This window comes from Rhizobium tibeticum (assembly GCF_900110205.1).
In the GTDB taxonomy this organism is placed as follows: Bacteria; Pseudomonadota; Alphaproteobacteria; order Rhizobiales; family Rhizobiaceae; genus Rhizobium; species Rhizobium tibeticum.
Genome location: NZ_FOCV01000001.1, coordinates 344409 through 356748, shown reverse-complemented (window position 1 = coordinate 356748; position 12340 = coordinate 344409). Strand labels below are relative to the sequence as shown.

Here is a 12340-nt window from a genome sequence, read left to right as displayed (position 1 = left end):
TTTTCGCGCTGCCCGATCCTGGGGCATAGTGGAAGCCCGACGGTTCGAACGGATCAATATGCCGACAATATTTTACGTGGACGACAATGGAGATGACCTCTTCTACGCCGACTATGTGCGCAAGAAGCAGCAGATCGACGTCACACTGCTGTGTTTCTCCATGGCAGAGAGTGCCATGCAGGCGTTGGAGGAAGCATGCGTGAAGGGCGACCGATTGCCGGATGGGCTGATCGTGGACCTCTACATGCCGCTCGATAGCGGCCTCGATCTGATCGCGCGGCTGCGCGCTGACTCACGGTTTTCTCGCATCCGGCTTGGCGTCTGCACCGGCTCTGATGCAGAGGAGGATCGCAGGCGCGCGCTGGCAGCGGGCGCAGACTTCTATACCGAAAAACCCATCGATCTCCCGGCCGTGATCGCGCAGATGAGCTGACGTTGAGAGAAAGCCGAAAGAGCCGAGCAACCTTAAGTTTGCCGCCACAAACACAGTCAACCCCTTGACCGAAAGGCTGGTCGGCTCTCTCCAATGCCGCGAGGGCATCGCCTTCCACATACAAGGGGTGTTGCATGCGGAAAGACAAAAGACCTGGACGGAAATCGCGCAGCCCCAAATCCGGGAGATCGAGGTCTTGCTTCACGCTCTTCCTGCAATAGTCTTGCTAGTGGTAATAATTGTGCCGGTCCAAGACGTGTATCCTTAGATCTTGGGATACCGCCAAATCTGAGAGGCAGAAGGACGTGCAATGAGTAGTGTCGCCGCCATTCCTTTCCATCTTGGACCGGAACTCGGTCGGGCGATCAATCGTACCGATTTCTTTCGCTTGCTGAGGGCTGCAGCGCAGCATTACCACTTTGAGTGCTTTGCTCTTGCGCGTGTGTCGGAAGCTTCACCGCCATTCAGCACGCGCGAGATCATCATCGCCAACGTTGCCGAAAGGCGCACCGCCTTGTTTCTCTACGGCATGCGTCAGGCTCTCGGACTTCTGAAGACAAAAGCCTCGCAATTTCTCGCCACGCCGCTGACCGGAAGCGGCAGTCTGCCGGAAGACTATCCGCGTGACCTCGTCCTCAACGAATTTGACCGCAACTCCTTCCTCCTCGTTCCCCTGTTCACGCCGGAGGGCAAGCGTTACTGCGTCGCTTTCAGCGGCAAGCGCGCCGAACCGGATCAGGGAGAGGTGGCCGAAGTCCTTCTCGACACGATGCGGATATTCGATAAATTCTACGAGGAGATACTGGCGCACGAAATCTCGGGGCGCCTCACTCAACGCGAGACCGAAGTCGTGAAGTGGACGAGTGAGGGCAAAACCTCCGCGGACATCGCGATCATCCTCGGCCTTTCGGAACATACCGTCAATTCCCACATAGCGGCCGCCGTCAGGAAGCTCGACGCCGTCAACCGCGTCCACATGGTCGCGATCGCGCTCAGGATGGGGTTGGTATCGTGACTGAAGAAACCGGAATGGCAGACGAAACCGGCCGTAAGGCCGTCAAGGTTCTCTTCGTCGACGACGAGGTCATCGAGTTTCGATCGCTGAAAAAGAAGCTCGCCACGCTGACCGAGCCGCCACTCGCCATCGACTATGCGCAATCGATCGACGATGCTCTGGAGAAGCTTGGCGCCGACAAGTTCGATCTGATCCTGCTCGACAATCGCCTGTTGCCGAACGCCGATTTCCGTGAGACCGTGCCGAAGCTGCGCGGCAGCGGCTATACCGGGCCGATCGGCGTCGTCTCCATGGATATCTCGGACGGTTATTTCCAGCACTTCCCGGATTATGGCGTGGATTTCCGGATCGGCAAGGACGAGATGGACGTCGAAGCCTTGCAATACATCATCCGCGAATACGTCACCTACAATGTGCCAGACGTCTGGAAAGACGACTATACGAGATGAAATTTATGTTCGCGGGGAGGGGAGGCGAATAGCAAATCGGCTTCCGCCCGCGTTCGAGCGCTCGAGACGAATTCCGCCGCCGAGCGCCCGCAACATCTCGCGCGCGGCCGTGAGGCCGAGCCCCGGACCGGCCGGCCTTCCATCCTGCGGTCGTTTCCAGAACGCGTCGAAGATCTTGTCCTGATGGGTCGGGTCGATGCCAGGGCCGTTGTCGGAAATGCGTATTGTTACATCAGCAGAATCCTGCTCCGCTTCGATCGTCACGACAGGAGGCGATGCGCTGCGATACGCCAGCGCATTGGCGATCACGTTCGACAGCGCGATCCTGACGATCGCGGCATCCGAAATAATTGTTGGCAAGCTGTCGTGCTGCAATGTCGCGCCTGATGCGGCGACTTCGCTCGCCATGTCGACCCAGATCTCGCGGACAAGGCCATCGAGATCGATCTCGGTTGCAGTCACCTGCGGCGCGCTGCTCGCAAAGCCCATCAGAGCTTTTGTCAGCCGCTGCGCCGTCTCTGCTTTATGGAGGATGGTTTGCAGGCTTTTCAACTGGTCGCCGTCGAGCCTGTCGGCCAGGTCGTCGAGCAGGATTTCCGCGTACATCGCGATGTGGCGCAGCGGCGATTGCAGATCGTGCGAAGCGATCGCCAGGAAGCGGCGAATGCGCTCCTCGTTTTCACTTGATGCAGCCGGTTGTTCGGACGACATGCTGAAACCTCCCATCCCGCGAGAATAGAAAGAGGGCGCCAGCTGTGCAACCGGCGCCCTCATTTCGTTTCATCTCGGCATCTTACTCAGCCAGCGGTCTTGCGCGGCTGGCCCTCTTCCGGAGGGATGATCTCCGCCGCGGCTTCCGTCGTGGCGACAGCCGCCCGGTGGCGGCGGCGCCAGTCGCCGAGGAAGAGCAGGATCGGAGCCGCAATGAAGACCGACGAAGCACCGGCAACGAGGATGCCGAAGACCATCGGAACAGCGAAGCTCTCGACCGCGCTGCCGCCCCAGATTGCCATCGGCAGCAGGGCGAGGAAGGCCGTCGCGTTGGTGTAGAGGCTTCGGGCCAGCGTCTCGTTGATCGACCGGTCGATGATCTCGCGCAGCGGCATCGACTTGTAGAGCCGCATGTTTTCGCGCATGCGGTCGTAGACCACGACCTTGTCGTTCACCGAATAACCGACCAGGGTCAGGATTGCGGCGATGGCGGTGAGGTTGAAATCGAGGCCAGTCAGCGCGAAGAAGCCGATCGCCTTGGTCACGTCGAGGACGAGCGTGACGATGGCGCCGACCGCGAACGGCCATTCGAAGCGCCACCAGATGTAGAACAGCATCGCCAAGCTGGCGATGACGACCGACAGGATGCCGGCCCAGGCGAGCTCGCCGCTGACCTTCGGACCGATGACGTCGGTGCCGGTGACGGTTGCCGATGGGTCGATCTTGACGATTTCCGCCTTCAGTTTCTCGACTGCGGCCGTCTGGGCTTCTTCACCCCCGTCCTGCCTCTGCGCGCGCACCGCCATCGTGTTGTTGTCGCCGTAGGATTGGAGGGAGACTTCGCCGAGCCCAAGGCTGTTCAAGCCCTCACGGAAGCGACCGAGATCGCTGGCGTCCTGCGTCTTCACCGACATCTGGATGCCGCCGCGGAAGTCGACGCCATAGTTGAGGCCGGGATGGATGAAGAGAACGACCGAGGCGATCGACAGGAGTGCCGAGACCGTCACGCCGAAGAATCGAGCCTTCATGAACTGGATGTGGCGGCCATAAGGGTTGAACATCATCGGTATCAGGGGACGGATGTTCAGGACCTTGAGCTTACGGCGGCGGGTGATCTCGATCATCGTCACCCGAACGAAGGCGACGGACGTGAACATCGAGATGATCAGGCCAAGCGCCATGGTCACGGCAAAGCCGCGGACCGGTCCGGAGCCGAACCAGAACAGGATCGCCGCCGCGATCAGCGCCGTCATGTTGCCGTCGATGATCGTCGAATAGGCGCGGCGAAAGCCGGTGTCGATCGCGGCAAAGGCGCTCTTGCCCTTGCGTGTTTCTTCGCGGATGCGCTCGTTGATGAGAACGTTGGCGTCGACCGCAAGACCGATGCCAAGGACGACGCCGGCGATGCCGGGCAGCGTCAGCGTCGCTCCGACAAGCGTCAGCGCCGAGAAGGTCAGGATGGTGTGGATCAGCAGCGCGAAGTTCGCGAGAAAGCCCCACGTGCCATACAGGATGAAGATGAAGGCGGCGACCAGCACGAAGCCGACGACGCCGGAATAGATGCCCTTGTTGATGGCGTCCGCGCCAAGATCTGCACCGACGGTGCGTTCTTCGATGACGGTGAGCTTGGCGGGCAGGGCGCCGGCGCGCAGCATGGCGGCAAGCGTGGTTGCGCTGTCGGCAGAGAAGCTGCCGGAGATCTGGCCGGAGCCGCCGGTGATCGGCTCGCGGATGACAGGCGCGCTCAACACCGTGTCGTCGAGAACGATGGCGAACGGATTGCCGACGTTCTGGCGGGTGATGTCCGCGAAGCGGGTTGCGCCGGCGCTGTCAAAGCGGAAGCTGACGACCGGCTCATGCGTATTCGGATCGAAGCTGACGCGGGCATCCGAGAGACGGTCGCCGGAGATTTCCACGCGATCGAGAACCGGATAGGTGTTGCCCTTCTCGTCCTTCAGCATCGTCACGCCCGGCCCCGGAGCATTGTTCGGAGATAGCATGTGGAACGACATTTTCGCGGTCGAGCCGAGAAGCTGGCGCAGACGGGACGGGTCCTGTGCGCCCGGCAGCTGCACGAGCACGCGGTTACCGCCGATGCGCTGGATCGTCGGTTCAGCAACGCCCACCTGGTCGACGCGCTGGCGAATGACCTCGAGGCTCTGCTGGACGGCAGAATCGACGTTGCTGGCGATACCGGCCGGCGAGAAGGCGACGAGGATGTTGCCGCCGTTCGTCGTGACGGAAAGATCCGACTGTCCGGCGCTGAGGCCGGTGGCGATCGCGTTACCGAGCGTCTTCAGCTGTGCAATCGCATCATCGCTTTGTGCCGGATCGGTGAGCGTAACGACGATCTGGTTCTGGTTGCGAACGATCGACTTCGTCTGGATGTTCTTTTCACGAAGCACGCGACGGGCATCCTGCAAGAGCGATTGCAGGCGCTCGCGGGTCAGGTCCGCTTCGTCGACTTCGAGAACGAGATGCGAGCCGCCGCGAAGGTCGAGACCGAGCGAAACACGGTTGTGCGGCAACCACGAGGGCAGACGATCGAGGGTGGATTGCGGCAGTGCGTTCGGCAAAGCGATCAGAATGCCGAGGAGAATGATCACCGTATAGGTGAACACCAGCCATGGTGAATTACGCATGTTGTTGTTTATCCTTGATAACGCTTGAGCCTGCGCTCCTCGCGCAGGCGGCGTGTCTTAAAAGCGATGGGAAGCGCCGGACGGGCGCGCGTTCATGCCGCGGCCGCTGGCGGGCCATGTGAATCGTAAGCCTTGGCATCGGCCGCGCAAAGCGCAGCATGGAAGGCTTCCAGCCGCTGTGGCTCGCCGGCCAAGGGCAGTTCGATGCTCGGAGCTGCGCCAAGGGCTGCGACGCCGGAATCAAACGGCGCGTATTTTGGAGCCGCCTTGCGTTCGGCCGTCAGAATGCCGCGGACGGCATCTCGGGCGCTCAACTGCAGCGGCTGGCCGTCCTTGCTGGACGAGGAAATGGAATTTGCGCCGCGCGTGGGACCGATGACGAGGCTGCCGCCGAGCAGCAGGCCGAGATAGGCGAAAACGGCAACGAGCAGCGAGATCGCAACGCGACTGCTCATGCGGCGCGCGTCGAGCCTCATCTCGTGATCGTTGGGATTTTCAACCTCGTACCGGCTCAACGGCGCAAAAGTCTCTCATTCTTTGTCGGGAGAAGGCGTTTCCTCGGCTGCGATTGTAGCAGTCTCGGCTTCGCCTTCATAGGGCACACTGTCATGATGCACTTGGGCGAGCCGGTCAACCATGCCCATGGCGATTTCCCGTTCGCCCATGATGACGGTGTCTGCACCATATTCCTTCAGCTCGTCGACCTCGGCGTCCGAATGCGCGCGTGCGACGATCAGGATGGAAGGGTTGATGGCGCGACCCTGTTCGGCGACGCGGCAGGCCTCGAAGGCGTTGGGGATGGCCACGACAAGACTGCGGGCTCCGGCGATGTTGGCAAGGTCGAGCACCTCGCGCGACACCGCATTGCCGCTGATCGCTTCGATGCCCTGGTCCCGAAGCTCGCCAATGCGTTTGTCCGAGTCCTCGATCACAAGGAAAGGCGTGCTGGACGATTTGAGGTTCTGGCCAACGATGCTGCCCACACGGCCGTAACCGACAAGGATCGCATGCCCGCGAAGCGTCGTCGGGTGTACGTCGTCCTCCTCGGCCACCGGCTCGTCAGCTGGTTCGGGTAGCTTGTCTGCCGTCGCTTCGGCGACAGGCTCGTCGCGCTTGGTCCGCTCCAGCATCGGGCGCAGATGATCGCAGACGTAGAAAAGGAGCGGGTTGAGGATGATCGAGATGATCGCGCCTGCGAGGATAAGGTCGCGTCCCTCCTCAGGCAGCAGGCCAAGCGCGACGCCAAGCGTTGCCAAGATGAAGGAAAATTCGCCGATCTGCCCGAGGCTCGCCGAAATCGTCAGCGCCGTGCCGACAGGTTTGCGGAACAGCAAAACGATCAGGAAGGCGGCGATCGATTTGCCGATAACGATAATGAAGACGGTGGCGAGCAGCGGCAGCGGCTTCTCGATCAGGATGTTCGGATCGAACAGCATGCCGACCGAGACGAAGAAGAGAACCGCGAAGGCATCGCGAAGCGGCAGGCTTTCCTGGGCGGCACGGTGGCTGAGCTCGCTCTCTGCCAGAACCATGCCCGCAAAGAAGGCGCCGAGCGCCAGCGACACGCCGAACATCTTGGAGGCGCCGAAGGCAACGCCGAGAGCGATCGCAAGGACGCCAAGGCGGAAGAGTTCACGGGATCCGGTGTGCGCGATGCGGTGCATCGTCCAGGGAATGATGCGCCGTCCAAAAACCAGCATCAGCCCGACGAACAGCGCGACCTTGATCAGGGTCATGACGATGATGCCGCCGATGCCGAGGTCGAGGCCGAAGAGCCGGCCCACTGCGGCGGAAAGAGGCTCGACCGTCGCGTGTTCCCCGCCGCCGATGCTGGCAGCCGCCGGGATGAGGACGAGCGCCAGAACCATGGCGAGGTCCTCGACGATCAGCCAGCCGACCGCGATCTTGCCGCGATCGGTCTCGACCAGCCGCCGCTCCTGCAGTGCCTTCAAGAGGACGACTGTCGAAGCGACGGAGAGGGCGAGTCCGAAGACGAGGCTCCCTCCCGTCGGCCATCCCATGAGCGCACCCAGTCCCCAGCCGAGCAGCGTCGCAAATACAATCTGCGCAACGGCGCCCGGAACGGCGATGCCACGGACGGAGAGCAGGTCTTTCAGCGAGAAGTGCAGCCCGACGCCGAACATGAGAAGGATGACGCCGATTTCGGCGAGTTCAGGTGCAAGGCTCTGATCGGCAACGTAGCCGGGCGTATGCGGACCGACGAGCACGCCAGCGACGAGGTATCCGACCAAGGGGGGCATGCGAAGCCGGTTGGCAAGCGCGCCGAGGATGAACGCAAGCACGAGGCCTCCGACGATTGTCGAAATCAAAGGCGTATCGTGCGGCATCACTTTCTCCCGAACTGGAAATCCCGTTTAAAACATGACATATATGACCTATCTCAACCAATATGGGTGGTTTGGCAGTATGGGTCAAGGCGCAAAGGAAACAATTCTGACCCCGGCATTGTGCCGGGCCGCTCGCGGATTGCTTGACTGGACGCAGCTCGAGCTCGCCGAGCATGCGGCTGTGTCGCGTAGTACCATCCGTGACTATGAAGGAAAACACCACGAAATTCATCGAGCAACCGAGGCGCAGCTGCGTCTCGCGTTCGAAAAAGGCGGTGTCGTGTTTGTGGAGGCCGAGGGGATGGGAACATGTCTTGGCCTCCCATCCGCCCCGAGGTGACGGTCTACTTACCGGCGAGGCAGGCCGGCGAAATCCTGTAGGAAAAGATCGTCTTGCCGCGGTAGTAGCCTTCCGTTGGCCGCCAGCTCTGGACTAGCTCAGGCGATTGCACGCAGTCTACCGGATGCATTGTCACAAAAAGGACGCTGTCTGTGATATCGCCCGGCAGGGAAAAGGTCTGCTCGTAATAGTTGTCGGGCGCGCCGGCAGGCGGCTTGGCGTAGATTCGGACAGGATCGTTTCGCAGCGTGTGGAACATGTCTGCCAGGAGATCGCGGCTGTCGCTGACGATGATCGAGGTGGCCGACCGCCGTGCGAGCTCACCTGCCTCGCGACTGATCGCGCTGCGACCAAGATAGCGCTTCATGATCTCGTTTCCGTTCGGCAGAACGAGCTGGTGCGCAAAGACCGCAGCCAGAGGAAACAGGAAGCTGGCCGTACCATTTATAGCAAGAGAAAGGCGCAAGCCCTTTGGCCAGAGGCGGTGAAGCAGCCATACGGCGAGCATCGTTCCCGCAATATAGGCGGTCACACCCCAATTGGCATAGGCCTTGGCGACCAGCGCCTGAAGCGTGATCAGCAGAACGACGGGGATTGACAGCCAGATCAGCAGCGACTCTCGTTCATTGTTCTTACCCTTGAAGGCGCGCGCGACGGCCCAGAGCATCGCAAAGAAAACGATTGGCCCGACGACGCCGAATTGCGCCGCGAAGAATTCGAGACCCCCGGCAACGTCGATACCGAGCTTGCTCCAATGTGCGATGTTCGTGGTGTGATGGATGGTCGTGCCGTCGTGAGCAAGATTCCACCAGACATTCGGCGCAGCGACGGCAAGCGCGACGATGACGGATACGAAAAAATGGCGCCAGGCTATGCGCGCGCTTGGAAGCAGAATGAGCGCGATCAGCCCGCCGGGGACGACGAAGAGGATCGCGTATTTCGAGAGGAACGCGCAGCCGAAGGCAAATCCCATGAGGATGGCGAGACTTGCGGAGGGCTTCGCTATCAGGCCGAAATAGGCCCATAGCGCAACAGTCAGGAAAAAGAGAAGCACGACATCGGTGGAAAAGAACGCCGATGACAGCGCAACGCCCGGCAGTGTAATGAAGGTGACGCCGGTCCACCCTTCGATGTCAGGCCCGACAAAGCGCTTGGCCGTCTTCATGAGCATGATCGAAGTCGCCATGTGGATCAGCGGTCCGCCAACCCTGATCCAATAGATCGATGTCGATCCCGCGAGCTCCGTCATCGCTCGAATGACCCAGGCGATCATCGGCGGCTTTGAATAGTAGCCGAAATCAAGATTCTGCGACCAGAACCAGTATTGCGCCTCATCGACGAACAGATCGGTCGTGTCGAAATGAAGGGTGATGACTCGCCAGAGTGTCACGCCAAGGATGATGAAGAAGCCAAGTCTGGCAGACATGAACGGAAATTCCGCTGAACTCAAACGCTGTAGAGCCGAAGGTTAGCACCCTGGCGAACCGGGCGTATTATTGCCTGGTTGCGAAGAATCAAAGAACGCGCAGGGCAACCTGGCCGCGGGTCGCTTCGATCTGGTCAAGCAGCGTAACGGCTACGAGAACAGCAATTGCGAGGAAGCACGACCCCAATCCAAGAACAATCATTGCCCAATCCTTCTGACGTCATGTCACGGTTATTTCTGGGCGTATAACACAAAGCTTGCGTCGGACTTGTAGCAGCGCTGCAACGCAAGCCCAGTAATTCGTAGATGGTTATTAGGGCCCGCTGGAAAGTCGACATTCATAAAATACGCATTAACCTTCAGGCAAGGAATTAACCATAAACATTGCATGACACGTCGGAATGGGAAAACTCACTCGTTCCCACCAGGCATGACGCCGCCCCGCCGTACCGGTCGATCCGGAATCCATCTCATCAAGCAGCTCCGAAGCAGAATCTACTGATCGGGAGGCTTCAGGCCGCCGGCTGCCGCCGGAGGCAAGCCAACACAGCGTGCCTGCCGCGCGGAGCAACAGATTTAATGACGGGCACACGCCCGGCATGTGGTTGGGGACAGGCGTTGGGGCAGGAAATGCCATCAGATCAGGCTCGAGGAGCGCAGGCAGGCAGCTTGCGTGACCGGTTGCGCTTTGCCGGGCTCGATGCCGAGCACTGTGATTTGGTCCGGCGCCACCGTGTCGATCTTCAGCAGCACCTCGCCGCCGGCCTGCGCGATCTTTTCCAGCGTTTTCAATCGTTTCCCGACGCTGCGCGTAACTTCGAGAGCGAGCGTCAGGTCGAGCGGCTTCACGACTTGCAGGCCTCGCACTGGGACGTTTTGACCGATGCGCGTTTCGACAGCCTCTATGCCGAGCGCGTCAAGGTTCTCTCAGATTCCGAAAGCAAGATGGGCCTCGACCCGCGCTGGCATGTCGCGGGTCACGGCGTCGTTCTCGAGCACGTCATCGGCGGCCTTGCGACCGAACTGGCTGGCCGCTCCTTCCTGCCGAGCAGTCGTCGTCGGGCCAAAGAAATCTCCGACCTGATGTCGGCGATCATTCGTCTCGTGATGGTGGATGTCGAGATTGCCGTCTCTTTGCGTTTCAATGCCTTGCGGGCTGCCCAGCAGCGCGCGCTCGCCGATCAGCGCAACAATGACAAGGCGGACATCGCGCATGTTTTCGCCGATGTGATCAATGGTCTTGCCGCCCGCGACCTCACTGTTCGAGCCGCCGTTGAGGAAGGCGGCGCCCACCGGGACATCGCGCAGGCGCTGAACGGCGCGCTCGATGTCGTCCAGTCCGAATTTCAGGCGATTGCCGAAAAGACAGCGGCGGCTGGAACGTCTGTGCAGACGCTTGGTGATGCCTCGAAGCAATTTTCCGGCAATGCATCCATCCATGCCCAGCAGCTGCTCTCCGCCGCCGCCGCCCTTGCCGACCTCTCAGAAAGCGTCCGCCACGGTGCCGCAGGCAGTCGTGCTGCCGAGCAGGCTGCCGCCTCGACGCGCGCCGCGGCGGAAGAAAGCGGCCAGGTGGTTGGACGCGCGATTGCCGCCATGGCGGATATCGAGCAGTCCGCCGAAAGAATCGGCCAAATCATCGGGGCGATCGACGAGATTGCCTTCCAGACCAATCTCCTGGCGCTCAACGCCGGCATTGAAGCCGCCCGCGCAGGTGATTCGGGACGTGGATTTGCCGTCGTGGCACAAGAGGTGCGCGCCCTGGCGCAGCGTTCCGCTGACGCCGCGCGCGAGATCAAGACGCTTGTGAGCGCCACCAAATCGCAGGTGGATGCCGGTGTGCAGATGGTTGGACGCACTCAGGATTCGATCGGCAGCATCGTTCGTCAGGTCAGTGAGATCAACACGGCGATCGCGGCGGTCGCAACGAAGGCAAGCCAGCACGCCGCGAACCTCGATGTCGTGACGGCCGACGTCAAGGGCCTTGTCGGGCAGATGACCGACAACGCCGCTTGCGCATCGCGTTCTGCCGAAGGTGCGGACGACCTGCACGCCGTCATCGTCGAACTTGGCCAGACGATCCGCGAATTTCGCGTTGCCCGGCAAAACGCTGAGCCCGCGCGCCCCGCGCCGCTGTTATCCTCGGCCGTCGATGTCAGGCGCTCTGCCGATGTCGTGGCTGACGACGAGGATTTCGGATTTGTGCAGCCCGTCGCCTCGGTCGGAGGGCGGATTGTTTACTAACGAACCGGTATATGAGCCGTGCTCACATTTGTTGAGCGGGAACCAGGAGACAAGGAAGAGCTGATGGCGGCAAGGAAAACTGGGAAGACGCTGAACCTGTCAGCGGTGCTTGATCTGAACGAAGCGACCGCGCTTCGCGACAAGCTTGCTTCGTTGCGCGGCAACGATCTGGCCATCGATGCCTCTGCAGTCGAACGCGTTGGTGCACTGAGCGCGCAGGTCCTTATGGCCGCGGCCAAGACCTGGGACCAGGACAAGCTCGCCTTTACGTTCAGCAAGGCTTCGGACGCATTTCAGAAAACCATGCAACTGATTGGTGTCGATATCCACCATCTGCTCGCTAAGGAGATCCGGCAATGAAGAAAAAAGTGCTTACCGTGGATGATTCACGGACCATTCGGAACATGCTTCTCGTGACGCTCAACAATGCGGGCTTCGAGACGATCCAGGCCGAAGACGGCGTCGAAGGCCTCGAGGTCCTGGAAGAATCCAATCCCGACGTCATCGTCACCGACATCAACATGCCGCGCCTCGATGGTTTCGGCTTCATCGAAGGCGTTCGCCGCAACGACAAATATCGCGCGATCCCGATTCTGGTCCTGACAACCGAAAGCGATGCGGAAAAGAAGAACCGCGCGCGCCAGGTAGGTGCCACCGGCTGGATCGTCAAGCCTTTCGACCCTGCCAAGCTGATCGATGCCATTGAGCGCGTAACCGCCTAAACCCAGGATT

Annotated in this window: 12 protein-coding genes; 7 read left to right on the top strand and 5 right to left on the bottom strand. The window is 60.7% G+C overall.

From position 1 onward, the window contains the following. Nucleotides 1-58 precede the first annotated feature (58 nt). The 3 genes from BSG20_RS01755 (at nt 59) to BSG20_RS01740 (ending at nt 1897) form a co-directional block, all read left to right on the top strand. Nucleotides 59-433 (top strand): response regulator, encoded by a 375-nt coding sequence (locus tag BSG20_RS01755; protein WP_072371067.1) that lies wholly within the window; start codon nt 59-61, stop codon nt 431-433. 310 nt (nt 434-743) lie between these two features. Then, the gene (locus BSG20_RS01745) at nt 744-1448 is read left to right on the top strand and encodes a response regulator transcription factor (RefSeq protein WP_072371061.1); all 705 of its coding nucleotides are present in this window, start codon (nt 744-746) and stop codon (nt 1446-1448) included. A gap of 14 nt (nt 1449-1462) precedes the next feature. Further along, nucleotides 1463-1897: a response regulator gene (locus tag BSG20_RS01740; RefSeq protein ID WP_072371058.1), complete on the top strand. Its 435-nt coding sequence runs from the start codon at nt 1463-1465 to the stop codon at nt 1895-1897. Nucleotides 1898-1900: 3 nt separating this feature from the next. Here the strand turns inward: BSG20_RS01740 and BSG20_RS01735 are convergent, their stop codons facing one another. From BSG20_RS01735 to ybaL, 4 genes are all read right to left on the bottom strand, one after another. Continuing rightward, nucleotides 1901-2608 carry a sensor histidine kinase gene (locus BSG20_RS01735; protein WP_072371056.1) on the bottom strand — a complete coding sequence of 236 codons (708 nt, stop codon included), beginning with the start codon at nt 2606-2608 and terminating at the stop codon, nt 1901-1903. Between the two features lie 86 nt (nt 2609-2694). After that, a complete protein-coding gene (secD, locus tag BSG20_RS01730) occupies nt 2695-5250 on the bottom strand; it encodes a protein translocase subunit SecD (protein WP_072371053.1) in 2556 nt (851 codons plus the stop codon). Between the two features lie 92 nt (nt 5251-5342). Beyond that, the gene (locus BSG20_RS01725) at nt 5343-5726 is read right to left on the bottom strand and encodes a hypothetical protein (protein ID WP_072371051.1); all 384 of its coding nucleotides are present in this window, start codon (nt 5724-5726) and stop codon (nt 5343-5345) included. Nucleotides 5727-5780: 54 nt separating this feature from the next. After that, nucleotides 5781-7598 (bottom strand): YbaL family putative K(+) efflux transporter, encoded by a 1818-nt coding sequence (gene ybaL / locus BSG20_RS01720; RefSeq protein WP_072371047.1) that lies wholly within the window; start codon nt 7596-7598, stop codon nt 5781-5783. 34 nt (nt 7599-7632) lie between these two features. Between ybaL and BSG20_RS37205 the strand changes: the two genes are divergently transcribed. Next, the gene (locus BSG20_RS37205; RefSeq protein WP_072371043.1) at nt 7633-7938 is read left to right on the top strand and encodes a helix-turn-helix domain-containing protein; all 306 of its coding nucleotides are present in this window, start codon (nt 7633-7635) and stop codon (nt 7936-7938) included. Between the two features lie 4 nt (nt 7939-7942). On the opposite strand, the gene BSG20_RS01710 is transcribed toward BSG20_RS37205, so the two are convergent. Next, a complete protein-coding gene (locus tag BSG20_RS01710; RefSeq protein WP_072371041.1) occupies nt 7943-9364 on the bottom strand; it encodes a glycosyltransferase family 39 protein in 1422 nt (473 codons plus the stop codon). Between the two features lie 630 nt (nt 9365-9994). On the opposite strand from BSG20_RS01710, the gene BSG20_RS01705 reads away from it, so the two are divergent. From BSG20_RS01705 to cheY1, 3 genes are all read left to right on the top strand, one after another. Beyond that, entirely contained in the window at nt 9995-11608 is a 1614-nt protein-coding gene (locus tag BSG20_RS01705) for a globin-coupled sensor protein (protein ID WP_072371038.1), read from the top strand. A gap of 63 nt (nt 11609-11671) precedes the next feature. Further along, on the top strand, nt 11672-11968 hold the full coding sequence (locus BSG20_RS01700; RefSeq protein WP_024313043.1) for an STAS domain-containing protein: 297 nt from the start codon (nt 11672-11674) through the stop codon (nt 11966-11968). Next, on the top strand, nt 11965-12330 hold the full coding sequence (gene cheY1, locus BSG20_RS01695; RefSeq protein ID WP_072371035.1) for a chemotaxis response regulator CheY1: 366 nt from the start codon (nt 11965-11967) through the stop codon (nt 12328-12330). Before BSG20_RS01700 ends, cheY1 begins: the two co-directional genes overlap by 4 nt. The last annotated feature ends 10 nt before the right edge of the window (nt 12331-12340 follow it).